This is a genomic window from Sphingomonas sp. DBB INV C78 (assembly GCF_042693015.1).
In the GTDB taxonomy this organism is placed as follows: Bacteria; Pseudomonadota; Alphaproteobacteria; order Sphingomonadales; family Sphingomonadaceae; genus Sphingomonas_E.
Map to the genome: position 1 here is coordinate 15,382 of NZ_CP170544.1, position 23,880 is coordinate 39,261.

Consider the following 23,880-nt stretch of genomic DNA (forward strand, 5'->3'; position numbering starts at 1 on the left):
CCTGAATTCAAGGTACCGGGTCGATGCCATGTCCCCCCCAGGGGTGGCATCGCAGGATTCGTTTGACGGCCAAGCAGCCGCCTTTCAGCGCCCCATAGCGCTGGATGGCCTCAATCGCATAGGCCGAACATGAAGGATGGTAACGGCACGAGGGCGGGAGGACCATCGACGGCCCCCATTGCCACGCCCGCGCGAGCAGGATGAGGGCGCGCGCCATCATCGGCGAATCTTCGCCAGCGCCTTGGCAAGTTCGCGCCGCAGATCATCGAAGGGGCGCTCGATACCGCCCGCACGGCCGATCAGCACATGATCGGCGCCGGGCACGCCCTCAAGCGGCAGCAACTCTGCCGCAAGCGCGCGAAAGCGCCGTTTCATCCGGTTGCGGATGACGGCGCCGCCGATCTTCTTGGTGATGGTGTAGCCGATGCGAATCGCATCGGAGCCGTCGTCACGCGGGCGGACGAGCAGAACGAATCCCGGCATCGGCGCCCGCCGGCCGTTGTTCGCGGCCAGGAAGTCGGCGCGCCGGTTGAGGGTGATCAGCCCGGCGCCGCCTTTCGACTCGCTCAGGCCGACAGCTTGTTGCGGCCGCGGGCGCGGCGAGCGGCCAGAACCTTGCGGCCGCCCGGCGTCGCCGAACGCGAGCGGAAACCGTGGCGACGCTTGCGCACAAGGTTGCTCGGCTGGAAGGTGCGCTTCATCGGTCATTCCCTATCATCGAAACTGAAAAGGGCCGCCCTGGGGACGGCCTCTGTCGGTGGCGCGGATAGGCATGTGGCGCGGAAAAGTCAATCGGCTTGCGTGGCGCCGCCGGCGGCCTTTGCCTTGGCGATCTCGCCCCGCCGCCGGGCGCTCTGGCGGCGCAGGCCCCAATCGGTCCACGCGCCGTGCTTCGGCCAGCGGCGCTTGAAGGCGACATAGCGCTTCTTCGCCCATAGTGAATTCTTGAGCACCATTCCGGCGCCCACGGCGAACACCACGACGCCACCAGGGCCGGGCAGTAGCCCCACAACGGGAGTCAGGATCACCAGAAAGCAGCCGATCCCGAACAGAGCGAGTCGGACATGCTCGTTGTGGCCGAGGGCCTTCCAGCGACGGACGATATCCATACGCCGAACGTGGGGAGTGACGGTTACAGCCGCAAGGCAAGCGCGCTTACTGTTCGACGAAATGGGGAGAGAGGGCGACGAAAGAAGAGAGCGGGCGGGGAGATTCGATAAGGCGCTGAAACATCTCGACTCGATTGTAGAGCTATGGCTAGAACAAGCCGGGAACGGGGGGCTTCTGCATGGTGGCGCACGTCGCGACGGTGGCGTTTCTGGGGCTGGAGGCGCGCGCCGTCGAGGTGCAGGTGCAGGTGGGGCCGGGCGTTCCCGCCTTCGTGGTGGTGGGCTTGCCCGACAAGGCCGTCGCCGAAAGCCGCGAACGGGTGCGCGCGGCGCTGGCCGCAATCGGGCTGGCACTGCCGCCGCGGCGGATCACCGTTAATCTCTCGCCGGCCGATCTTCCCAAGGAAGGATCGCATTATGATCTGCCGATCGCACTCGGCCTGCTGGGCGCGATGGGTGTTATCGATGCCGAGACGCTGGCCGGATATGTGGTGGTAGGCGAACTCGGGCTCGACGGGCGGGTGGCGCCGTCGCCCGGCGTGCTGCTGGCGGCGATCCATGCGTCGGAGCGCGAACTGGGGCTGATCTGCCCGGCGGCGCAGGGGCCGGAGGCGGCTTGGGCCGGCACGATCGAAGTGATCGGCGCGCCGGGCCTGCTGGCTTTGCTCAACCATTTCAAGGGCACGCAGCCGCTACCGGCGCCGCTGCCGGGGGTCGCGGATGCGCCGGTCGGCGGGCCCGATCTCGCGCAGGTGAAAGGGCAGGAAACCGCCAAGCGCGCGCTGGAGATCGCGGCGGCGGGCGGCCACAACCTGCTGATGAGCGGTCCGCCGGGATCGGGCAAGTCGCTGATGGCCGCCTGCCTTCCGGGGATATTGCCCGAACTGACGCCCGCCGAAGCGCTCGAAGTCTTGATGGTGGCAAGCGTGGCGGGGGAGTTGCGCGAAGGGCGGCTGATCCGCCAGCGGCCCTATCGCGCGCCGCATCATTCGGCGTCGATGGCGGCGCTGGTCGGCGGTGGGCTCAAGGTGCGGCCGGGGGAGGTGAGCCTTGCCCATCTTGGCGTGCTGTTCCTCGACGAACTGCCCGAGTTCCAGCGCGTCGTGCTCGATTCGCTGCGTCAGCCGCTGGAGGTGGGGACGGTATCGGTGGCGCGGGCCAACGCGCATGTCACCTTCCCGGCACGGGTGCAGCTCGTGGCGGCGATGAACCCGTGCCGGTGCGGGCATCTGGGGGATGCGTCGCTGGCCTGCGCGCGGGCGCCGCGCTGTGCCGCCGATTATCAGGCCAAGCTTTCGGGGCCGCTGCTCGACCGTATCGACCTGCATGTCGAGGTGGCGGCGGTGAGTGCGGCCGATCTCGTCCTGCCGCCACCAGCGGAGGGATCGGCCGAGGTGGCCGCCCGCGTTGCGGCTGCGCGCGCGGTGCAGACGACGCGCTATAACGGCCATGGCGTGCGCACCAATGCCGAGGCGGACGGCGAACTGCTCGATCGCGCGGCGACGCCCGACGAACCCGGCCGCAAGCTGCTGGCGCAGGCGGCGGAGGCGATGCGGCTATCGGCGCGCGGCTATCATCGCGTGCTGCGCGTGGCGCGGACGGTGGCGGACCTTGCCGGCGCGGATCAGGTGGGCCGCGTGCATGTCGCCGAGGCGCTGAGCTATCGGCGACGCGCGCCGGTGAATTGATTTCTGATCCTCCCCGAGCGAGCTTGGGGAGGATCGGGCAATCCAACCGTCCCATTTCAAGTCAATTTCTTGCAGTTCCCGCCTCCGAACCCTTCGGTTAGGCTGAGCAATTCCCGCGCCTAAGATCCACGCGAAGATGTGCGGGTGAACAGGAGGGCCAAGATGGAATGGATGCTTCTGCCGCTCAAGCGTTATGCCCAGTTTTCCGGCCGATCACGCCGGAAGGAATATTGGATGTTCGTGCTGTTCGCGGTGATTGTCTATGCGATCGCGATCTTCCTCGATTCCGCACTTGGGCTGGGTGGTTCAACCACCAACTATGCGGATGTGGGCGACGGCGGGGCGGCTGTCGGCTTTAATTCCACCGGCGGCGTGTTGACGCTGATCGTGGCGCTGGCGCTGTTCGTTCCATCGCTTGCCGTTGCCATCCGGCGTCTGCACGATACCGATCGTTCGGGCTGGTGGCTGCTGATCGGGCTGGTGCCGCTGATCGGTGCGATCGTGCTGCTGGTCTTCTATTGCACTGAGGGCACCAAGGGGCCGAACCGCTTCGGGCCGGACCCGAAGGGCGACAGCCCGACCGAGTTGGCGGAGAAGTTCAGCTAAATAATCGGCCGTTTGTGTCGAGCGAAGTCGAGACACGTTGCGCAGCGCGCGCGGCACCTCCCTCGACGCAGCCTGTCCTCGGGTTCGGCATAGCCGAAGCCCGGGGGCTCGGGACGAACGGGTTATGGATTTACCGCGTCAAGGCGTCGATCGCGCCCTGCAGGATATAGGCGGCCGCCATCTTGTCGACGAGCTCCGCGCGGCGCGCCCGGCTGGCGTCGGCTTCCAGCAGGGTGCGGGTGACGGCGGCGGTCGACCAGCGTTCGTCCCACAGCAGCACCGGCAGCGCCAGCGGCTCGAGATTGCGGGTGAAGGCGCGGACGGATTGGGTGCGCGGGCTATCGGTGCCGTCCATGTTGAGCGGCAGGCCGACGACGAGGCCGCGGATCGACTGTGCCGCGACGAACTGGCGCAGGCGCGCGAGATCGACCGAGAATTTCTTGCGCTCGATCAGTTCGGCGGGGCTGGCGATCGTCCACATCGCATCGCAGACCGCGACACCGATCGTCTTGGTGCCGACATCGAGCCCGGCGAGCCGCCCGCCTTCTGGGAAGCAATCGCGGAAATCGATGATGCTCTGGGTGATCATCGCTTGAAGGCGGCGGCGCGCGCCTCCGCATCGGCGCGGATGTTCGCCCAGAACAGGGCGTAATCGTAAACGTGGAAATTGCCGCCGGGCATCACATAGCCGCTATAGCCTTTGGGTGCGGCGCCGATCAGCAGGAAGCCGGACGCATCGCAGCGCGCGGGGACGAGGCCACGTTCCAGCTCGGCATCGTCCAGCCGCGCATCGGGCACCAGCGCACCGCGATTGGCGCCGGGCAGCGCCGCCGTGCCGGGGGCGCCGGTCAGCGGGTTGACGCAGAGGATGGATGTGCCCTTGCGGGGCCTGCCCGTCAGGCCCTTGGTCGCTTCATAGACGTCGGTGATGAAGTGCGTGTCGGCGGGCTCGGCGAAGCTCTGCCAGCTCAGCACGCAGCCGGCCTGGTTGGGGCCGGTGCAGCCGGGCAGGCCCATGGCGGGAAGATCGGCGGTTTCGGATACGGGCCAGCCGACAACGTAAGCGGCGACGATCCGCCGCGCGACGGGCTTGCCCGCCACCTTTTCCGCCATCAGCCGCATCAGATGGAGCGAGCCCTGGCTGTGCCCGGCGAGCAGGATCGGCCGCGACTGCGGGATTTGGGCCAGGAAAGCATCGAAAGCGCGGGCGACATCCTGATAGGCGAAGTCGATCGCGGCGGCGGAACTCGTATCCGCGGCCATGAATGCGCCAAGCGTCGCTTGGCGGTAGCGCGGCGCCCACACCGCGCCAATGCCGTTGAAGGCGCTGGCCTGGCTGGCAGCGAAGCGGCGCGCGAGTTCATTGGCATCGCGATCGTCGATCGGCGCGTTCCAATGATCGCGCTTCATGTAGCTGGTCGGAGGCACGAAGAAGACCGCGACCTCCGGCCGCTCCGCCCGCTTGAAGCCCGGCGCCACGAAATGGGAGGGATCATCGGGCAGATCGGGCCGGGCGAGCCAGGCGGCGGCGCTGCCATAATCGGGTGCGGCCCCTTGCGGCGCGGCGAAGGGTGCGGACGGCACGAAAGCCGCGCGCATCAGGCGATCCTGAAACAGGCTCCAGCCGATACCGGCCGCCAATAGAAGCACGATCAACCCCGCGATGATGTAAAGGAAACGGCGTGCGGGCAATGTCGGGGCTCCTATTGTGCAGTGCAACATAAAAGATTGCACGCAGCGCGTGCGTAGCCGGCAATCGTGGTCACGCGCAACTTTGAAGGGCCGGCGATTTCGATCGCAATCCGGCCGGTCTGCGCTAATCTCCAGCCAAATCAGCGGGCTCGGGGGTGGAGCATGGATATGCGGATCGACAAGCCGACCTGGCCGGTGCGGGGCTGGGTGCTGGCGGGGCTGGGTGGTGCTACCGGGCTGGCGATCCACCTGCTGACCGATCAGCCTGACAAGTGGCAGATGACCGAGGATGCCTTCCGGCTGGCCGCCGCCACTTTCCTCGGCGTGGCCGGGCTGACCTTCGCGCTGACGCTGGAGCGGGTGCGGGTCCTATGGTCGATCGCCTTCTCGCTTGTGGCGGGGCTGGTGGTCGCTTCGGCAATCTACTGGAATGGCGGGCCGGGTGCGTGGGACGCCAATGATGGCTGGCGCTTCTTCTGCGCGCTGCTCGCGATCGGCATTGCCGCGCCCTTGTTCCAGACGATCCGGGATGAGGGGCGCCGCGCGCTGCCCTATCGCGCCGTCCACGAACATGCCTGGAACAATGTGGTGCTGGGCGGGCTGGCGCTGGTCTTCGTCGGCATCACCTGGCTGCTCGCTTTCCTGCTGAGCGAATTGTTCATGCTCATCGGCATCGACTTGCTGCGGGACCTGCTCCGCAAGGAATGGTTCGGCTGGGTGCTGAGCGGGGTGGCGCTGGGGGCCGCGATCGGCCTGCTGCGCGATCAGGACCGGGTGGTCCATATGTTCCAGCGCGTCGTGATCGTCGTGCTTTCGGTGCTGGCGCCGGTGCTGGGCGCGGGGCTGGTGATCTTCCTGATCGCGACGATCTTCACCGGCCTGAAGCCCCTGTGGGAAGCGACGCGGGATACGACGCCGATCCTGCTGAGCTGTTTTGCCGGCGCCTTCATCCTCGCCAATGACGTGATCGGCGACGGGCCGGAGGATGAGGCGAAGAATGTGCTGCTGCGCTGGGCCGGTGTCGCGCTGGCGGCGGTGATGCTGCCGCTGGCGGTGATCGCGGCGATCTCCACCGGCCTCCGGCTCGATCAATATGGCCTGACGCCCAGCCGCTTGTGGGCGCTGACCTTCATCATCGTCACCTGCGCGATCGGCCTGGCTTATTGGGTGGCGCTGGCGCGTAAGCGGCTGGGTTGGGCGGAGGCGGCGCGGCCGGCGAACATCAATCTCGCCATCGGCCTGTGCGCGCTGATGCTGATCCTGTCGACGCCGCTGGTGAGTTTCGGCGCGCTTTCGGTGCGGAGCCAGGTGGCGCGGCTGGAATCGGGCAAGGTGAAGCCGACGCAGTTCGACTGGGCGGCGCTCCGCTATGATTTCGGCCCGGCGGGGCAGCAGGCGGCGGAGCGGCTGGCGAAATCGTCGAACGCCGCGATCAAGGGGGAGGCGGTGAAGGCGCTGGCGGCGAAGGACCGGTGGGAATTGAGGGAAAGGGTTCAGGAACCCGATACCAGGGCGACATTCGTAAAACGCGTCAAGGTTGTGCCCGCACCGGTTGCGCTGCCGGATGATCTGGTGGCCGCGGCGCTGCGCGAGTTTGGCGATTGCGGCAATGAAAAGACGGAAGGTCGCTGCGTCGTTCAATATGAAGCGGGCGCAAGTAATGCGGTGATCGCCTACTGGTGGGGCCAGTGTGAAACCTGCCGGGTGGAGGCGCGCATACTGGTCCGCACGCCGACGGGCGCGTGGGCGCGGATCGGGGAACAGTCCGAGATGAGTTCGCCGGACGCCGCTATCATCGCGGCCACGCGCGCTTCCGCCGAGAGGGGTGAGATCGAGGTGCGCGAGGTTAAGCGCCGGCAGATATTCATCGGCGGCAAGCCGGTGAGCGAAACATTCGAGTAGGCGTATATTCCTCCCCGAGCTTGCTCGGGGAGGGGGACCATGCGCAGCATGGTGGAGGGGCAATCCCAACCGTTGCGTTGGCCCCTCTGTCGCGGTTCGCGCGCCACCTCCCCGAGACAAGCTCGGGGAGGATTGAGGTCGAACATCGCTCTCCGCTTGATGCCGCTCCCCATGCCCGCTATCCGCGCGGGCATGTCTGTCGATGCCACAACCGTCCGCAAGATCGCGAGCCTCGCCCGGATTGCCGTATCCGATGCCGAGGCGGACGCGATGGTGCCTGAGCTCAACAATATCCTCGGCTGGATCGAGCAACTGGAGGAGGTCGATACCGACGGCGTCGCGCCGCTCGCGGCCGTGATCCCCAATCATCTCCGCCTGCGCGACGATGTCGTCACCGACGGCAATATCCGCGACCAGGTTCTCAAGAATGCACCGCAGGCCGAACATGGCTTCTTCGCGGTTCCCAAGGTGATCGAATAGTGAGCGATTTGACCAACCTGACCGTCGCCGGCATCCGCGACGGCTTCCGCAAGGGCGATTTCTCCGCGCGCGAAGTGGCCGACGCTTTCAATTCGGCCGTAGCGGCGGGCAAGCCGCTCAACGCCTTCCTGGTCGAAACACCGGAACATGCCATCGCCGCCGCTGAAGTGGCCGATCGCGGCCGCGCCTCGGGCGAGCTGCGCGCGCTTTCGGGCGTGCCGCTGGGCATCAAGGACCTGTTCTGCACCGCCGGATACCAGACGACGGCGGCGAGCCACATCCTCGAAGGCTTCGTGCCGACCTACGAATCGACCATCACCGCCAAGCTGTTCGGCGCGGGCGCGGGGATGTTGGGCAAACTCAACATGGACCAGTTCGCGATGGGCTCGTCCAACGAGACGTCGGCGTTCGGCAATGTGCTGAGCCCGTGGCGGCGGAGCGACGGCGGCAATGCGCCGCTGGCGCCGGGCGGCTCCTCGGGTGGTTCGTCCTCGGCCGTGGCTGCGCGGATGGCGCCGGCGGCGACCGGCACCGATACCGGCGGCTCGATCCGCCAGCCGGCGGCCTTCACCGGCATTTCGGGCATCAAGCCGACCTATGGCCGCTGCTCGCGCTGGGGCACGGTGGCCTTCGCCTCCTCGCTCGATCAGGCGGGGCCGATGGCGCGCGACGTGCGCGACTGCGCGATCCTGCTGGAAGTGATGTCGGGCTTCGACGCCAAGGACGCGACTTCGCTCGATCTGCCGGTGCCGCAGTGGGAAGCCGGGCTTTCCGGCGATCTGAAGGGCAAGAAGGTCGGCATTCCGAAGGAATATCGCGTCGACGGCATGCCTGCCGAGATCGAGGCGCTGTGGCAGCAGGGCATCGCCTGGGCCAAGGATGCGGGGGCGGAGATCGTCGAGATATCGCTGCCGCACACGAAATATGCGCTGCCGACCTATTACATCATCGCGCCGGCGGAGGCGTCCTCGAACCTCGCCCGCTATGATGGCGTGCGGTATGGCCAGCGCGAGCTGCCCGATGGCGCGAACCTGCAGGATATGTATGCGGCGACGCGCGCGGCGGGCTTCGGCAACGAGGTGAAGCGCCGCATCCTGATCGGCACCTATGTGCTGTCGGCCGGCTTCTACGACGCTTATTACACCAAGGCGCAGAAGGTCCGCGCGCTGATCGCCCGCGATTTCGAGCGCGCGTTCGAACAGTGCGACGTGCTGCTGACGCCGACCGCGCCGTCGGCTGCTTTCGCTTTGGGGGAGAAATCCGCCGATCCGATCGCCATGTATCTGAACGACGTCTTCACCGTGCCGGCCTCGCTGGCGGGTCTTCCGGCGATGTCGGTGCCGGCGGGCCTCGACGGACAGGGGTTGCCGCTGGGCTTGCAGATCATCGGCAGGCCGCTCGACGAGCAGGGCGTGCTGAATGCGGGGCTGGCGATCGAGCAACGGGCCGGGTTCAACGCCCGTGCGGAGAAGTGGTGGTGAACTGGCTTGGCGAGATGCTTGTTCAATTCGTTGGAGAAGGTCTCGTCGAAGGTTTCAAGCGGCTGAAGTTTGGACGATCAAAGGCCAAAGTTCAGACGCGCCACAGACAAAAAATTCTGGAACGGCGCGCCCATGAGCGCGCGAACAGACGGAAGCATAGATGACTGAGAGCAGCTACCGCATCCAGGGCGCAACGGGCGAGTGGGAGGTCGTGATCGGCCTTGAGGTTCACGCGCAGGTGACGTCGAACGCCAAGCTCTTTTCGGGAGCCTCCACCAAATTCGGTTCGGAGCCGAACGCGAACGTGTCGCTGGTCGACGCGGCGATGCCGGGCATGTTGCCGGTGCCGAACAGGGAGTGCATCCGCCAGGCGGTGCGCACCGGTATGGCGATCGACGCGCAGATCAACAAATGGTCGCGGTTCGACCGGAAGAATTATTTCTACGCCGATCTGCCGCAGGGTTACCAGATCAGCCAGCTCTACCACCCGCTGGTGGGCGAGGGGACGATCAGCATCGAGCCTGAGGAAGGCCAGGCCAAGATCGTTGGCATCGAGCGCATCCATGTCGAGCAGGATGCCGGCAAGCTGATGCACGATCAGCATCCGACGCGATCCTATGTCGATCTCAACCGATCGGGCGTGGCGCTGATGGAGATCGTGTCGCGGCCGGACATGCGTTCGCCGGCGGAGGCGGGCGCCTATCTGCGCAAGCTGCGCGCGATCCTGCGCTATGTCGGTTCGTGCGACGGTAACATGGAAGAAGGCTCGATGCGGGCCGACGTCAATGTTTCGGTGCGCAAGCCGGGCGGCGAACTCGGCACGCGGACCGAGACGAAGAACGTCAACTCGGTCCGCTTCGTCATGGCGGCGATCGAGCATGAGGCGAACCGCCAGGTCGACGTGATCGAAGGCGGCGGCAAGATCGTCCAGGAAACCCGCCTGTTCGACCCGGACAAGGGCGTGACGCGGTCGATGCGGTCCAAGGAGGACGCGCACGACTACCGCTATTTCCCCGATCCGGATCTGCTGCCGCTGGAACTGGACGACGCTTTCTTGGACGAATGCCGCGCGAGCCTGCCCGAGCTGCCCGACGCCAAGCGTGCGCGCTATGAGGGGCCGCTGGGGCTTTCCACCTATGCCGCGGGTGTGCTGACGGCCGATGTCGAGACGGCGCGCTGGTTCGAGGCGCTGCTGGCCGCGACCGGCAAGGACGATGCGGCGACGGCCAAGGCCGCGTCGAACTGGCTGATCTCCGATCTGTTCGGGGCGCTGAACCGGCTCGGCAAGGATATCAGCGACAGCCCGGTCTCGGCGGCGCAGGGCGCGCAGTTGCTGGGTCTGGTGGCGGACAGCACGCTTTCGGGCAGCCTTGCCAAGCAGGTGTTCGAGATCATGCTCGAGACCGGCGACGACCCTGCGAAGATCGTCGAGGAACGGGGCCTGAAGCAGACCACCGATACCGGCGCGATCGATGCCGTGATCGCCGAGGTGCTCGCCGCCAACGCCGACAAGGTCGCCGAATATCGTGGCGGCAAGGACAAATTGTTCGGCTTCTTCGTCGGCCAGACGATGAAGGCGATGGCCGGCAAGGGCAATCCGGGCGTCGTCAACGAGCGCCTGAAGTCTGCGCTCGACGGCTGATTTCTTTGCACTTCGCCTCCTGCCGTTGCGCGGGGGGCGGGGCTTGCCTATCTGCAATAGCGACAACGCCAACCATAGGGACGGGGCATGACCACTTTCGATGATCGCGAACGGGGCTTTGAAACCAAGTTCGCCCATGACCAGGAAATGGCGTTCCGCGTCACCGCCCGCCGCAACCGGCTGGTGGCCGTTTGGGCGGCCGAGCAGATGGGCCTGACCGCGGAAGAGACCGACGCCTATGCCAAGGCGGTCGTCCAGGCCGATTTCGAGGAAGCCGGCGACGAGGATGTGATCCGCAAGCTGCTCGGCGATCTTGTTTCGGCGGGCGTCGATACCGACGAGGCGCTGATCCGCACCGCGCTGGAAGCCAAGACGGTCGAAGCGCGCCGTCAGCTCATGGAAGCGAAGTAACAGCCATGCCGATGGCGGCGGAAGATATCGAGGCGATGATCCGGGCAGCGATTCCGGATGCGCATGTCGAGATCACCGACCTCGCCGGCGATGGCGATCATTATGCCGCGCGGGTGGTGAGCGAAAGCTTCCGTGGCCTGCCGCGCGTGCGCCAGCACCAGCGCGTCTATGACGCGCTCGGCGGCCGGATGGGCGGGGTGCTCCATGCGCTCCAACTCACCACCGCCACGCCGAACTGAGGAGTGTGAAATGACCGACGACGTTCAGGCGCGCATCGCCGACGCTGTAAATTCCGCCGACGTGCTGCTATTCATGAAGGGCACGCCGCTTTTCCCGCAATGCGGCTTTTCGAGCCGCGCGATCGCCATCCTCGATCATCTCGGCGTCGAATATGCGACGGTCGACGTGCTGCAGGATCAGGGCATTCGCCAGGGTATCAAGCAATTCTCCGACTGGCCGACCATCCCGCAGCTCTATGTGAAGGGCGAATTCGTGGGCGGATCGGACATCATGATGGAGATGTACGAGGCCGGCGAACTGACCGAACTGCTCGACCAGAAGGGCGTTGCGCGCGCCGCTTGAGGCGGCTGGAGGTCTGCGAGCTGTTAGGGCGGGGCCATGACGGCCGGCGAAATCCAGGATCTCTTCATTGCGACATTGACTCGCGAGCTCGGCGGCGGGCGCCGCCGGTGGCGGCTCTCGGTCGGTAATGTGCGGGTCTACAGCATCGACACGCATCCGCATTGCAACTGGGCGGTGACGCCGTCGGGCAGCGCGGGCGAGATCGAGCGCGTCGAGCGGGTGGCCGATGTGCTGCGGCAGCGGTATCCGATCGTCACCGAGTAAAACTCGAGAGGGGAGGCCGCGATGTTCGGATATGCGCTGGTCGGATCGAACGATCTGGATGCGGCCAAGGCCTTTTATGATGCGCTGCTGGGGGCGTTCGGCATGCCGGCGATGTTCGAGCATTCGAGCGGCGGCCGCGTCTATGGCAATGGCATGGGCCAGCCCTTTTTCGGGGTCGTCGCGCCCTTCGACGGTCAAGCGGCGACGGTCGGCAATGGATCGATGCTCAGCCTTTCCATGAAATCGCGCGATGATGTCGATCGGCTTCATGCGCTGGCGATCGAATTGGGCGGGACGGACGAGGGGAAGCCGGGCCTTCGCGGAGCGGCGGAGCATGGCTTCTACGCCGCTTATTTCCGCGATCTCGACGGTAACAAATTCTGCGCCTTCCACGCCGCGAGCTAGGCGTTGGTCATGCCGTGCGCCTTGTAGAAATCGACCGCGGCGCGGATCGAGCGTTCCACTGGCGCGGGCGACCAGCCCAATTCCCTGCGCGCCTTGCTGCTGTCCATATCGTTGATGATGTGGCTGAGGCGCGCTGATTCCACCGATAGCTGGCTGTCGCGGCCGCGTATCCGCGACACGCAATCAGCGATGAAACCCATCACGTAGAGAAGCGGGATCGGCATCGTCCGGAACTTGGCCGGGCGGCCGGCCTGATCGGCGGCGATGCCGTATAATTGCTGCTGCATCAGCCAGCGTTCCGACACGATATAGCGCTCGCCGATGCGACCCCGTTCCTCGGCGAGCACCATCGCGTCCGCCGCATCCTCTATCCCGACGCAGGCGAGACCGGCGTCGACCGCGAAGGGAAGCTGGCCGAAGGCGGCGGCGACGAGCAGGCGGCCATGCGGCGTCATCGCATGGTCGCCGGGGCCATAGGTGTTGGCGACGTTCATCGCGATGCCGGGCAGGCCGCGCGTCCGGACATATTCGAAGAAACGCTGCTCGGCCATCGACCGGCAGCGGATATATTCGCCGGCCTTGTCGGCGAAGTTGAACACGTCCTCCTCGGTCGAGATGCCCGACGGATTGGTGCCGATCGTCGCAATCGTGCTGGTGAGGATGAAGCGGCGGACGCCATGCGCGAGGGCTGCGTCCATGACGTTGACGAGCCCGTCGACATTGACGCGATACATCGGCGTCGGATCGCGCAGCCAAGCCTGCGTGTTGACGACGCAATGGAAGACGGTGTCGCAGCCTGCGACTGCGGCCGACAGCGATGCAGGGTCGAGCACGTCGCCATGGACCTGCTCGACCGGCAGACCCCCAAGTCCCGCGACGTTGGTGCTGGGCTTGACGAGGGCGCGGACCTCTCGTCCGTCGGCAATCAACCGACGGACGACATGGCTGCCCAGAAAGCCGCCCGCACCGGTGACGAGCGCGCGGCCGGCCATGATCAGAAGACTATCTTGGCCTGGACGCCGATCACGCGCGGCCGGTTGTAGATCGCCGTGCCGAAGCCGAGCGCGCCGAAATCGATCGTGCTGACACGGTAGATGTCGTTGAGCAGATTCTCGCCATAGATGGCGAGATCCATCCTGGCATCGTCGCTCAGCGGAATCTGCGAGAGCGCGATGCGGCCGCTCAGTTCGTCACGCCCGCCGCCGGCCAGATCGTCGCGGGCATTGGGCAGGCCGATCGGATCGGACGACAGCGATTCAAAGACGCGCTTGCTCTTGTAGCTATAGTCGAGCCCGATCGACACGACGCCCCAGTCCGTCGCCGGGAACTGGTAGAGGCCGCCGACATGGGCGGACCATTTGGAGACATAGCCGAACTTGGCGTCGTCCTTCCGATCCTGGCCGAGATACAGGAATTCCTTGTATTCGGGGTCGACATAGCTGGCGTCGGCGGTGAGCGTCAGCCCTTCGGTCGGCGCGGCGGTGAATTCCACCTCGAAGCCCTGATAGACGGCCTTGCCGGCGTTGATGGTGTTGCTGACGAAGCCCGCCGTATCGCTGAAGCCCGGCTGGGTGATCTGAAGATCATCATATTCCGTGCGGAACGCCGCGAAATTGGCGCGGAGCCGGCGATCGAACAGTTCAGACTTCAGCCCGATTTCATAGACCTTGGCCTTTTCGGGATTATAGGCCGGGGCGTCGAAGCCGCGGGGCGAGAAGCCCCCGGCGCGATAGCCGGTGCCGAAGCGGGCATAGGCCGACACGTCGGGCGTGAACTTGTAGTTGGCGGTGATGTTGTAGGACGTGTTGTCGAACTTGTCCGCCTGCTCGCTGGTGAAGGGCGGGGGCAGACCATTCTGATAGACCTGCGTGTCGACGCTCTTCTTGTCCTCGGTGTAGCGGAGGCCGAAGGTGAGCTCGAGATTGTCGTCGAGGATCGGCGGCGTGTAGCTCGCCTGGCCGAACAGCGCCCAGGATTCGGTCTTGCCCTGATAAGCGAGACGCCCGGCTCCGGCGACGCCGGCATTGGGGCCCAGCACGAAGACATAGGTCTGCGGATTATCCTCGGCATATTTGCCGTGATAATAATAAGCGCCGACCGTGTAGTTGAGGCGGGGCAGGGTGCCCAGCACCTGCAATTCCTGCGTGAACTGCTTCAGCTTCTTGGAGCCGCCGCCGATATAGGGATCGACCGTCCGCACCGTGGCGCCGATGACATTACCGTTGGCGTCGAAATCGAGCAGCGGCACGTTCATCCCCGACGACGAACCGAAAGGTTGGATCTCGTCACTCTTCCAGTCGCGATAGCCGGTGATCGACTTTAAGGTCAGCGCGTCGGAGAAGGCGTAGGCCATCGTCAACGCGTTGTTGTAGCTGTCATTATGCGAACGCGGCACATCGGGCGCGTTGATCGTCTTCAGCCGGTTTGCCGAAAAGCGCAGCGGATCGCCGCCGAGCGCGGCGGACTGGCCGAAGAAGGCGCCATAAGCGTCGCTGACGATCGCGAACTGGTTGTGCGGGCCGATGTCGCGGCGGAGCACCATGTCGAAGGTGTAATCGAGGGTGAAGTTGCCGGCTTCGCCATGAAGCGCGGCGCGCAGCGCGTTCGCCTCGGTGGCGCCGGGATCGCGATCGCTGGGGCGGGTGATATCATTCACATAACCGTCGCGCTTGCGATACTGGTAGGAGAGCGACGCCTGCCAGCCGGGCGCCAGTTCGCCGGTATCGACGCGGACGCGGCCGACGAATTCGTCGTGCGTCGCATAGCTCATCACCGTTTCGACGCCGAATTCGGACGCCGGCCGGCGGGTCGTGATGTTGATCGCGCCGCCGGTCGTGTTGCGGCCGAACAAGGTGCCCTGCGGGCCGCGCAGCACCTCCACCCGATCCAGATCGAGGGTATCGAACTGGCCGTAGGAAAGGGCATTCACATAGATGCCGTCGATATAGAGCGAGACCGAAGGCTCGTTGGTGAGGATCGGGTCATAGGTGGCGATGCCGCGGATCGACACCGCGACGCCCTGCGTCGTGCCCGATGGCACCAGTTCCAGGCCGGGCGTGAAATTGGCGATCTTGCTGACTTCCTGGACGTTCATCGCCTCCAGCCTGGCGCCGGAGAAAGCGGTGATCGAAACCGGCGTGTCCTGGAGATTTTCCTCGCGCCGGCGGGCGGTGACGACGATTTCCTCCAGGCCGCCGGCCTGCGGCGTCGCGGCGGTCTCCTGCGCCATGGCGGGTAGTGAAAAGCTGCCGGTGGCGCAGCAGGACAACAGAAGCGTGCGTGTGAATCCTCTCATCGGAACTCCCCTTCCGAGCCCGCCCGTCGATCATGCGAAGGCTAGGCGTCAGGCCGTTTGATTACGCAGATGCTTGGCTGCATCCGTCATTGCGGCCTCTATGCGTTGTGGTGCATCGGGACGGGTGCGCAACTCAAGACGCTCGCGATGAGGCGCCGGCGTTTGCGTCCGGAATAAGAAATTCGGCCCGTTATGGATGCTTCGCGGCTAGATGCCGTAGCGGGCAAGCACGGCGGCCTTGCGGCCGCGGATGATCGATGATCGTTCATCGGGAGACAGCGTGGCCGGGGGAAGATCGGCGAATTTTATCAACCGCACGTCCGGCACGGGCGTGGCGCTGGCGCGATACCAGCGGAGCAGCATCATGCCGCGTTCGAGGCCACCGGTATCGAGCCAGTTCGGCAGCCCCGGATCGCGATGCGCGACGATGATGCGGGCGCGGCCATCGCTGTCGACCACCGCCTGCGCGCCGTTGAGGCTGGACTGGCGTTCGACATAATCGAGCGTGCGCGACCAGCGATCGCCGAGATGGATGCCCCAATAGAGCGCGTCGGGCACGTCGAACTCCAGCACCAGCGCTTCGTCCGGCGCGAGCGCGAAGCCGCCGGCGATATAGGCGGCGTTGGGATTGGCGGCATCCTCGTCACGGCTGGTGTTGAGAAGCGTGAGGCCGTTCTCGCCCGATTGCCTGACGACCGTCTGGCAGAATTCCGGGCCGAAGGTGCCGATCGCGAAATCGAGGAAGCGGCGGGCGTGGTCGAGGCGTTCGGCGAGGTCGAAGCCAGTCGCGGCGGTCGCGCCGTGGCTTTCGAGCATCAGATGCGCGGGCGTTTCGCCCTGCCAGTCGCAAAATGCCTCACGGATGATGATGGTGTTGAGCCGGCCGGCTTCGGTGCGGATCCAGCGTGCATGGCCGTTGGGCGGTTCCGGGGAAATGACCGCGTCGATCCGGCCATCATCGGCGATCAATCGGTCGAAATCATGCGTTTGCAGGAGCTTGATCGCGGGATCGCCGAAGAAGCCGGCGATCCCCTGGGCTTCGAGGAAACGGCTGGTGCCGCGCTGGCCGGTCACGCGATGCGTCGCCGAACCGTCGACGAAGATATAGCGGTAGAAGAAGTCGGGATTGGGCAGCATCCAGTCATAGGTGCCGGGCAGGAACACGGTCTGGGTGAGCAGCCGGGGTGTCGCGACATCGGGGGCAATGACCAGATTATAGGCCAGGGCTTCGCCTTGCATCAGCAGCCGATGGGCCGCCGCCTCGCCGCCGGGCAGACGCGCACAATCCAGCGCGAGCAGCCGGGTGCGAAAGCCATCCAGCGCGGCCCGGTAGCTGATCCATGGATCGGAGGCGTCGCTCATTCCTGGCTCCATTACCAATTTTGGCCTGATCGCCGCATCGCCATCCTTGCGGGCAGCCTTATGCTCCACCGCAAAAAGACACGGTTGGAGAGGATGCATGACAGAGCTTCTCGTCGATCCAAAGGCTCCGTTGCCACGGCCGGAATGGGTTGACCGCATCAATCAAGAAGGCCGGATGTGGAAAGCCGCTGGGATGCTTTCCGACATGGTGCCGCTGGACAAGGATGGCCTGATTGCGGCCGCGCGACAGGAGACCGGACTGGTCGATCTGGGCGATCCCGACTGGGAAGAACCGCTCGACGTGCTGCTGCGTGCGCTGGAGGAGGAAGCCGAGCTCAACCTGATGGGGCGGCTGGCGACGCGCAGCGAGATCATCCTGCTGTTGCGCAACCGGCTGAAGATCACCGATCTGGTGCGGCGACACCCGGAAATCCGCGAACAGCCGATCGTTGCACCGATCATCATCACCGGCCTGCCGCGCACCGGCACGTCGATCATGCAGGAATTGCTGAGCCTCGACCCGCGATTACGGACGCCCTTGTTCTGGGAAACCTATTTCATGGGCGAGGCGGCGGAGAGCGGGAGCGATGACCCCTTTCACCGCGAGCTCGGTGACGAAATCGCTCAGCAATGGACCCGCATCACGCCGCAGATCGCGACGATGCATGAAACGGCGGGGCATATACCGGCGGAGGATGCGACCGTCTGGAACTACAGCTTCGTCAGCGACGCGATCATGTCCTTCTACCAGATCCCCAGCTACCACGCCTGGGTGAACCAGGCGGACCCGATGCTGATTTACAAATATCATCGGCTCGCACTGCAGGTGCTGCAATGGAAGCAGCCGGGGCGCCGTTGGTTCGGCAAGACGCTCTATCATCTTGGTTGCCTGCCCAAGCTGTTCGAAGCCTATCCCGACGCGCGGGTGATCCACACGCATCGCGATCCGCTGCGCAGCATGGCCTCAATCACCAACCTGTTGCGGACCTTCTACTGGCAGCGCAGCGACCGTGATTTCGACAGCCCTGGGTTCGAGGAGATCATGGTGGGCGAGGCGACGGCGAAACGGCTGGAGCAGGCGATGGCGTGGCGCGAAAGCGGGGCGGTGCCCGACGGCCATTTCGTCGATTCCCGTTATCAGGATCTGATGGAAGATCCCGCGACCGCGATGCGGAAGGTCTATGCCGGTATCGGCATGTCCTATGGCGACGAGGAAGCGCGGCGGATCACCGATTATCTGGCGTTCAAGCCGAAGCACAAGCATGGTGCGCACAATTATCGCACCATGTCGCGCGAGCAGGTGGCGCGCAATCGCCCCTATTTCGCACGCTATCAGGCGCGCTTCGACGTGCCCGACGAGGTGTGAGGCACTCTAGCGGAACACCGTTTCGAGCGCGCGCCAGGCGACGTCCGGCTCCATCATGCGATGGCGGACGGGCGGAAGTTCATGCGGCTGATACAGCGTGTGGACGGCGTGCATGGCGCCATGGACCGAATATTCGACGGTGAAGACGACATCGACGGGCTGTTCGCAGAACTGGCCGAGGAACGCGAAGTTAATGGCGTCCTGCGGCACGATCAACGGCCTGTCGCCTTCGGTGCGCGGGCTGAACACCGCGGAGGCATAAGGGAGCATCGCGGTGGTGACGTCGGTCGTCGCCATGACCTGATCGAGAATGTCCTCGAAGCCAAGATGATGGACAAGCTCAGTCAGGATTTCCCGGCCGGTGCATTGCGCCATCGGCTTGCGGACCAGATCGCCGACAGTATCGATGTTCAGGCCATAGCCCCACAAGGTGGTGCAACCGGACGGCATGTTCAGGAAGTGCGGCTGGTGGGCGACGACGATCGACAATAGCCAGGCGGAATCGACGAAGGTCATCAGCGCGCCGGTGCCGGGCTGGTTGGACGAGAATTGGACGATGCGGTCGATCAGGTCCGTCGCGTGCATCGTCAGTGTGAAGGATTGCCACTTGCTGGCGTCGATATCGCCGAAAAAGGCGGAAGGGCGGCCGAAATCATCGGCCTTGGTGGCGATCACTTCCCAGAACCGCCACGCGCCGTCGCGGCGATCACGGATGAGTTCGGGCGCCGCATCGTTGCCGGCAAAGGCGGCGTCGGCGGTGATCGATCCGACCGTCATGAAGGCGGTGTCATGCTCGCCCAACTCGACGGTGCGGGGGCGCCCCTGCTCCATGATGTGGATGCGGGTCGCGCGGCGACTGCCAGCCGCGTCGGTCGCAAAATCCATGTCGACCACGCGCGCGCCGAACTGCACGTCGACGCCCTGATCCAGCAGCCAGGTCTGGAGCGGCCGGATGATGGAATCATATTGGTTGTAACGGGTGCGCCGCACACCGGAGAGCGTGTGGAGATCCGGAAATTCATGAGCGAAGCGCAGGAAATAGCGACGCAGCTCGGCGGCGCTGTGCCATTTCTGGAAGGCGAAGGTGGTCTGCCACATCCGCCAGAAGCGGCTTTCGAAGAAGGCGGCCGGGAAATGTTCCTCGATGCGCTGCGATGCCAGCATGGCTTCTGGCGTGAGCATTAGGCGCATCATCGCCACGCGGCTCTTAAAGTCGAAGCCGTAGCGGGTGGCGTCGAGGATCTTCGCGCCGCGACCGATCAGGCGGGCCTTCGCATAAGTCTGCACTTCGGCGTTGAAGCGGTTGATCTCCTCACGGACGGAAATGCCGGGCTCGGCGATCGAGGGGATGGTTTCGAGGAGGTTCCAGAGCGAGGGATAGGCTTGCTCATCGAGCATCCGGCCGCCGCGCGTCACATAGCCCTTTTCCGCCGAGGACAATGCGCCATCAAGCGCACCGCCCGCCCGGTGCGATTCTTCGAGAATGTGAATGTTGGCGCCGGGAAGGCCGATGTCGCGGATCAGATAGGTGGCGGCGGCAAGCGAGGCGATGCCCCCGCCGACAAGCCAGGCATGCGATTGTCGTGCATCGATCATGGGCCTCGCCCTCGCAATGCCATTGCGCGGCGAAGGTAAGCCCTTGTCGCCCCGCAGAACAAGGGGGCGTATTCCTGACCCTAGCCCTTATAGTCGATCTTCACGCGGCCGGCGGCTTCCATGGCGACGCGGCGCGCCTCGTCGACCGAGCCGGCAAGGGCGAGCGCCACCGCCATGCGGCGATTGGGCCGCGTCGTCGGCTTGCCGAAGATGCGCACATCGACCTCGCCGCCGGGGGTGGCGAGGGCATCGGCGACGCCTGCGAAGCCGAAGTCGCTGGCGTCGCGATCGGCGAGAATGACGGCGGAAGCGGAAGGGCCGCGCAGCTTGATTTCCGGGATGGGCAGGCCCAGCACAGCGCGCGCATGAAGATCGAACTCGCTGAGATTCTGCGAGATCAGGGTGACCATGCCGGTATCGTGCGGGCGCGGCGACAGTTCGGAGAAGAGCACCTCTTCGCCCTTCACGAAGAATTCGACGCCGAAGATGCCGTAGCCGCCGAGATCGTCGACCACCTTGCGGGCCATGTCCTGCGCGTCGGCGAGGGCCTTGTCCGACATGGCGGCGGGCTGCCAGGATTCCTGATAGTCGCCGCGTTCCTGGCGGTGCCCGATCGGTGCGCAGAAGCGGACGCCGTCGCGCGTGCGGATCGTCAGCAGCGTGATCTCATAATCGAAGTCGACAAACTCCTCGACGATGATGCGGCTGCGGTCGCCGCGCATGTTGGCGACCGCATATTCCCAGGCGCGATCGACGTCCCCGGCCTCACGCACCGTGCTCTGCCCCTTGCCGGACGAGGACATGACCGGCTTGATGACGCAGGGCAGGCCGGTGTGCCCGATCGCCGCGCGGGCTTCATCGAGATTGTCGGCATAGCGGTAGCGCGAGGTGCGGACGCCCAACTCGCCCGCCGCCACTTCACGGATGCCGTCGCGGTTCATTGTCATCATGGTCGCGCGGGCGGAGGGGACGACATTGACGCCTGCAGCCTCGACCTCGGCGAGCACTTCGGTGCGGATCGCTTCCACTTCGGGTACGACGAAATCCGGCTTGTGGCGGTGGATGGCCGCGCGCAGCAGATCGGCATCGAGCATCGAGAAGATTTCGAAACCGTCCGCCACCTGCATGGCGGGCGCGCCGGCATAGCTATCGCAGGCGATGACCTGGCAGCCCAGGCGCTTGGCGGAAATCACGAATTCCCGGCCAAGCTCGCCCGAGCCGAGCAGCAGGATCTTTGCCGTGAACGCCATGTCTAATGTCTCCCGAGCGATGATGCCCGGCGCCCCTTTGCCTGCGCGGGGCGACGCTGTCGAGACGAAGCCCGTCCGGGCGCCGCGATGGCGGCACCCGGATCAGGCAAGGGGAGGATCAGGCTTTCGCTCGGCCGCCGACGAGGCCGAAATGCGCGCCCTGCGGATCGACGCAATTCATCGAGAAATCACCGCCGGGGATCTCGTCTGGGCCATCGGTGATGCTTCCACCGCCGGCTTCGACCGCGGCCTTGGCGGTATCGATATTCTCGACGCGGAAATATTGGGTCCAGCGTGGGGCATCGGGCTTGATCGCAGCCGGCATCATCGCGCCGATCACTGATCCGTGGCGGATGAATTCATATTTGCCCATCGGACCCATATCCATCTCGCCTTCCTTCGCCCAGCCGAACAAGTCGCCATAGAAGCTCCAGGCGGCGGGCTGGTCGGTGGTCGCCAGCTCGTTCCAGGCGCAATGGCCGGGGCGGGGGCAATCGTCGGCGAAGGCGATGCTCTTGCCCTCGCCCTGCGGCTTCATGATGTAGAAAGGCGCACCCTGCGGATCGGCGACCATCGCGATGCGGCCGACCATCGGGATATCCATCGCCGGCATCACCGTCTTGCCGCCGCGGCCGGTGATCTTCGTGACCATGTCATCGACATCGTCGACCGCGATATAGCCCAGCCATACCGGCTTGGCGCCGTGCTTCGCCATGTCGGGCGTGATTTCCATCACCCCGCCGACGCTGTTGGGGCCGGCATTGATGATGCGATAATCCATCGCCTGCTGTCCGGAATCGGCGAAATGCCAGCCGAGGATCAAGGCGTAGAAGCTCTGGGCCGCTGCCGCGTCGCTGGTCAGCAGTTCGTACCAGATATAATCGCCGGGCTTGTTGGTCTTGGGCTTTTCCAGCGTCACGATTGGCGCGAACCCGCCATAGATCATCCGTGCGCCATCGAAGGGCATCGGATTCTTCTCCTGGTTCATCCGGTCGTCGGTCTTCACCAATTCTTCCATCCGCCCCATGGCGGCGTCGCGGGTGGCCTTGTCTGGCCATTCGATCCAGGAGAAGACGACACTTTCATCCTCCTTGGCCTGAACGGCGCGGCGGAAATCGGTCTGCTTGCCATCGGGTACGTCGTCGCCCCAGCATTCGAGGATGCGGGTCGCGCCGAGATCAATGAACACGCTGTCGCCGGTGTTCGCATGGTCGATGAATTTCTGCTTGTTCGCCGTCGGCACGGCGATCACGAAGCCGTCGATATAGGTCATCGCTCTTCCCTCATATCTGTTATCGCTGTGGTTTGCTCAGGCGTTTATCGCTTCGGGCTGGCCCGCGGCCATCGCCGCTTCCACATCCATCCATACCAGTTCCCAGATATGGCCGTCAGGGTCCGCGAAGGCGCGGCCGTACATGAAGCCATGATCCTGCACCGGATTGACGTCGCCCGTGCCGCCGGCGCGGACCGCGCGATCGTGGATCGCGTCGACATCCGCCTTCTCGTCGGCGCTGAGCGCGAGCAGCGCCTGCGCGCTCTTGTGCGCATCGATGATAGTGCGGGTGGTGAAGCCCTGGAAGCGGGCGTGCGTCAGCAGCATCACATGCACGTTTTCCGAAAAGCTCATCATCGCGGCGCTGTCTTCATCGCAGAAGCGTATGTCCTTCACCGCGCCGACGGCTTCGTAGAAGGCGATGGACCGATCGAGATCGCTGACGGGCAGGTTCACGAAGATCATTCTGGACATGGTTCTTCCTTCCGGTTCCTCACCGCCGGCGGCCCCACGCCGACTCGATATTGACAAGCATGACCATCAAAATTACTTAAGGCAACTGAGGAGTTACAAAAAATAACTAACATGGAAAAGGTCGCGAAAAAAAGGACTTATCTGGATGCCTGCGGGATGGCCCATGGGCTCGAACTGCTGGGCGACCGATGGGCGCTGTTCGTGGTGCGGGAGCTTATGCTGGGGCCGCGACGCTTCGGTGACCTGCGCGACGACCTGCCCGGGATCAGCGCCAATGTGCTGACCCAGCGCCTATCCGAACTGGAGGCGAATGACATCGTCGTCCGCAGCAAGCTGCCTCCGCCGGCGAGTGTGCAGGTCTATGGCCTGACCGAATGGGGCTATGAGGCGGAACCGATCGTGCAGGAATTGGGTCGCTGGGCGGCGCGATCGCTCGCCCATGATGCGACCATGCCGATCAGCGGGGTTTCCATCCTCCTATCGTTCCGGACGATGATCGACCGGTCCCGCATCGGCGATCTGCGGCTGGCGGTTGGGTTTCGCTTCGGCGAGGACGAATATCTCGGCCAGATCGACGCAGACGGATTCACCGTGGGCCGTGGCGTCGCGGCGAAGGGCGACGTTGTGTTCACCGGCCAGCCCACGGCGATGGCGGCCTTCGTCTATGGCAGTGTGTCCGCGGCGATTCTGGAAGCGGAGGGCGTGCTGAAGGTGACGGGCGATCCTGCGCTTGCGGCACGGTTCGCCGACCTCTTCACGCTGCCGCCGAAATTTCAGCCGCCCAACCGGAGCGCTGCCTAGCCCTCGATCAGATCGAGATAGGCGATCACATCATTGTCGGTGGCGATGTAGAGATCTGCCTGGATCGCCTCGGGCTCGGCTGCCGCGAGGCGCAGGGCCTCGTCCAGCGATCCGTAGAAGAGCGTCGTCGTGGCGCCGCCTTCCGGGGCGGCGTCGAGATGATAAAGGCGGACGGATACGTCGCTCGAAACGGTGCGCATG

The 23,880-nt window shown here is 65.1% G+C and carries 27 protein-coding genes and 1 pseudogene; 13 read left to right on the forward strand and 15 right to left on the reverse strand.

What is annotated here, in order from left to right; translation table 11 throughout:
• Positions 1-7: 7 nt before the first annotated feature.
• From yidD to ACFB49_RS00100, 4 genes are all read right to left on the reverse strand, one after another.
• Positions 8-220 carry a membrane protein insertion efficiency factor YidD gene (yidD, locus tag ACFB49_RS00085; RefSeq protein WP_380874623.1) on the reverse strand — a complete coding sequence of 71 codons (213 nt, stop codon included), beginning with the start codon at positions 218-220 and terminating at the stop codon, positions 8-10.
• A complete protein-coding gene (rnpA, locus tag ACFB49_RS00090) occupies positions 217-570 on the reverse strand; it encodes a ribonuclease P protein component (protein ID WP_380880119.1) in 354 nt (117 codons plus the stop codon). The genes yidD and rnpA overlap by 4 nt, the downstream gene beginning before the upstream one ends.
• Positions 567-701 (reverse strand): 50S ribosomal protein L34, encoded by a 135-nt coding sequence (gene rpmH / locus ACFB49_RS00095; RefSeq protein WP_127744382.1) that lies wholly within the window; start codon positions 699-701, stop codon positions 567-569. Before rpmH ends, rnpA begins: the two co-directional genes overlap by 4 nt.
• 87 nt (positions 702-788) lie before the next feature.
• On the reverse strand, positions 789-1,109 hold the full coding sequence (locus ACFB49_RS00100) for a hypothetical protein (protein ID WP_380874624.1): 321 nt from the start codon (positions 1,107-1,109) through the stop codon (positions 789-791).
• Between the two features lie 179 nt (positions 1,110-1,288).
• Here ACFB49_RS00100 and ACFB49_RS00105 point away from each other — a divergent pair, with 179 nt between their 5' ends.
• Both ACFB49_RS00105 and ACFB49_RS00110 read left to right on the forward strand, forming a co-directional pair.
• The gene (locus tag ACFB49_RS00105) at positions 1,289-2,797 is read left to right on the forward strand and encodes a YifB family Mg chelatase-like AAA ATPase (RefSeq protein WP_380874626.1); all 1,509 of its coding nucleotides are present in this window, start codon (positions 1,289-1,291) and stop codon (positions 2,795-2,797) included.
• 162 nt (positions 2,798-2,959) lie between these two features.
• The gene (locus ACFB49_RS00110) at positions 2,960-3,403 is read left to right on the forward strand and encodes a DUF805 domain-containing protein (RefSeq protein WP_380874628.1); all 444 of its coding nucleotides are present in this window, start codon (positions 2,960-2,962) and stop codon (positions 3,401-3,403) included.
• Positions 3,404-3,533: 130 nt separating this feature from the next.
• Here the strand turns inward: ACFB49_RS00110 and ruvX are convergent, their stop codons facing one another.
• Together ruvX and ACFB49_RS00120 are read right to left on the reverse strand one after the other, a co-directional pair.
• Entirely contained in the window at positions 3,534-3,992 is a 459-nt protein-coding gene (gene ruvX / locus ACFB49_RS00115; RefSeq protein WP_380874630.1) for a Holliday junction resolvase RuvX, read from the reverse strand.
• Positions 3,989-5,125, reverse strand: a complete 1,137-nt coding sequence (locus ACFB49_RS00120; RefSeq protein ID WP_380874632.1) for a DUF3089 domain-containing protein — start codon at positions 5,123-5,125, stop codon at positions 3,989-3,991. The genes ruvX and ACFB49_RS00120 overlap by 4 nt, the downstream gene beginning before the upstream one ends.
• Positions 5,126-5,263: 138 nt before the next feature.
• Here ACFB49_RS00120 and ACFB49_RS00125 point away from each other — a divergent pair, with 138 nt between their 5' ends.
• The 9 genes from ACFB49_RS00125 (at position 5,264) to ACFB49_RS00165 (ending at position 12,262) form a co-directional block, all read left to right on the forward strand.
• The gene (locus ACFB49_RS00125; protein WP_380874634.1) at positions 5,264-6,997 is read left to right on the forward strand and encodes a DUF4153 domain-containing protein; all 1,734 of its coding nucleotides are present in this window, start codon (positions 5,264-5,266) and stop codon (positions 6,995-6,997) included.
• A 192-nt stretch (positions 6,998-7,189) separates the two neighbouring features.
• The gene (gene gatC, locus ACFB49_RS00130) at positions 7,190-7,477 is read left to right on the forward strand and encodes an Asp-tRNA(Asn)/Glu-tRNA(Gln) amidotransferase subunit GatC (RefSeq protein ID WP_380880122.1); all 288 of its coding nucleotides are present in this window, start codon (positions 7,190-7,192) and stop codon (positions 7,475-7,477) included.
• Positions 7,477-8,958 carry an Asp-tRNA(Asn)/Glu-tRNA(Gln) amidotransferase subunit GatA gene (gatA, locus tag ACFB49_RS00135; protein WP_380874636.1) on the forward strand — a complete coding sequence of 494 codons (1,482 nt, stop codon included), beginning with the start codon at positions 7,477-7,479 and terminating at the stop codon, positions 8,956-8,958. Before gatC ends, gatA begins: the two co-directional genes overlap by 1 nt.
• Before the next feature lie 160 nt (positions 8,959-9,118).
• Complete coding sequence (gene gatB / locus ACFB49_RS00140) at positions 9,119-10,600, forward strand: Asp-tRNA(Asn)/Glu-tRNA(Gln) amidotransferase subunit GatB (protein ID WP_380874638.1); 1,482 nt, start codon at positions 9,119-9,121, stop codon at positions 10,598-10,600.
• Positions 10,601-10,687: 87 nt separating this feature from the next.
• Positions 10,688-11,011 (forward strand): DUF1476 domain-containing protein, encoded by a 324-nt coding sequence (locus ACFB49_RS00145; RefSeq protein ID WP_380874640.1) that lies wholly within the window; start codon positions 10,688-10,690, stop codon positions 11,009-11,011.
• Positions 11,012-11,016: 5 nt separating this feature from the next.
• Positions 11,017-11,250, forward strand: coding sequence for a BolA family protein (locus ACFB49_RS00150; RefSeq protein ID WP_380874641.1), 234 nt, complete (start codon positions 11,017-11,019; stop codon positions 11,248-11,250).
• A 10-nt stretch (positions 11,251-11,260) separates the two neighbouring features.
• On the forward strand, positions 11,261-11,593 hold the full coding sequence (grxD, locus tag ACFB49_RS00155; protein WP_380874643.1) for a Grx4 family monothiol glutaredoxin: 333 nt from the start codon (positions 11,261-11,263) through the stop codon (positions 11,591-11,593).
• A 36-nt stretch (positions 11,594-11,629) separates the two neighbouring features.
• Entirely contained in the window at positions 11,630-11,857 is a 228-nt protein-coding gene (locus tag ACFB49_RS00160) for a hypothetical protein (protein ID WP_380874645.1), read from the forward strand.
• 21 nt (positions 11,858-11,878) lie between these two features.
• A complete protein-coding gene (locus ACFB49_RS00165; protein ID WP_380874646.1) occupies positions 11,879-12,262 on the forward strand; it encodes a VOC family protein in 384 nt (127 codons plus the stop codon).
• Here the strand turns inward: ACFB49_RS00165 and ACFB49_RS00170 are convergent.
• The 3 genes from ACFB49_RS00170 to ACFB49_RS00180 form a co-directional block, all read right to left on the reverse strand.
• Positions 12,259-13,254 carry an NAD-dependent epimerase/dehydratase family protein gene (locus ACFB49_RS00170; protein WP_380874647.1) on the reverse strand — a complete coding sequence of 332 codons (996 nt, stop codon included), beginning with the start codon at positions 13,252-13,254 and terminating at the stop codon, positions 12,259-12,261. The genes ACFB49_RS00165 and ACFB49_RS00170 overlap by 4 nt on opposite strands.
• A gap of 2 nt (positions 13,255-13,256) precedes the next feature.
• Entirely contained in the window at positions 13,257-15,557 is a 2,301-nt protein-coding gene (locus tag ACFB49_RS00175; protein WP_380874648.1) for a TonB-dependent receptor, read from the reverse strand.
• A gap of 207 nt (positions 15,558-15,764) precedes the next feature.
• Complete coding sequence (locus ACFB49_RS00180) at positions 15,765-16,919, reverse strand: DUF1214 domain-containing protein (RefSeq protein WP_380874649.1); 1,155 nt, start codon at positions 16,917-16,919, stop codon at positions 15,765-15,767.
• Between the two features lie 97 nt (positions 16,920-17,016).
• Between ACFB49_RS00180 and ACFB49_RS00185 the strand changes: the two genes are divergently transcribed.
• On the forward strand, positions 17,017-18,285 hold the full coding sequence (locus ACFB49_RS00185) for a sulfotransferase family protein (RefSeq protein WP_380874650.1): 1,269 nt from the start codon (positions 17,017-17,019) through the stop codon (positions 18,283-18,285).
• Between the two features lie 6 nt (positions 18,286-18,291).
• Here the strand turns inward: ACFB49_RS00185 and ACFB49_RS00190 are convergent, their stop codons facing one another.
• From ACFB49_RS00190 to ACFB49_RS00210, 5 genes and pseudogenes are all read right to left on the reverse strand, one after another.
• Positions 18,292-19,953, reverse strand: a complete 1,662-nt coding sequence (locus tag ACFB49_RS00190) for an oleate hydratase (protein WP_380880124.1) — start codon at positions 19,951-19,953, stop codon at positions 18,292-18,294.
• 8 nt (positions 19,954-19,961) lie between these two features.
• Entirely contained in the window at positions 19,962-21,131 is a 1,170-nt protein-coding gene (gene purT / locus ACFB49_RS00195) for a formate-dependent phosphoribosylglycinamide formyltransferase (protein ID WP_380874651.1), read from the reverse strand.
• 118 nt (positions 21,132-21,249) lie between these two features.
• A complete protein-coding gene (locus ACFB49_RS00200; RefSeq protein WP_380880126.1) occupies positions 21,250-22,050 on the reverse strand; it encodes a VOC family protein in 801 nt (266 codons plus the stop codon).
• Positions 22,036-22,404, reverse strand: a pseudogene (locus ACFB49_RS00205) (DUF1428 domain-containing protein); the annotation flags it as partial. The gene ACFB49_RS00200 and the pseudogene ACFB49_RS00205, both read right to left, overlap by 15 nt.
• A gap of 36 nt (positions 22,405-22,440) precedes the next feature.
• Entirely contained in the window at positions 22,441-22,878 is a 438-nt protein-coding gene (locus ACFB49_RS00210) for a VOC family protein (RefSeq protein WP_380874652.1), read from the reverse strand.
• A 156-nt stretch (positions 22,879-23,034) separates the two neighbouring features.
• On the opposite strand from ACFB49_RS00210, the gene ACFB49_RS00215 reads away from it, so the two are divergent.
• Positions 23,035-23,679 (forward strand): winged helix-turn-helix transcriptional regulator, encoded by a 645-nt coding sequence (locus ACFB49_RS00215; RefSeq protein WP_380874653.1) that lies wholly within the window; start codon positions 23,035-23,037, stop codon positions 23,677-23,679.
• On the opposite strand, the gene ACFB49_RS00220 is transcribed toward ACFB49_RS00215, so the two are convergent.
• Positions 23,676-23,879, reverse strand: a complete 204-nt coding sequence (locus ACFB49_RS00220) for a hypothetical protein (RefSeq protein ID WP_380874654.1) — start codon at positions 23,877-23,879, stop codon at positions 23,676-23,678. The two genes, ACFB49_RS00215 and ACFB49_RS00220, sit on opposite strands and share 4 nt — an antisense overlap.
• Position 23,880: the final 1 nt, after the last annotated feature.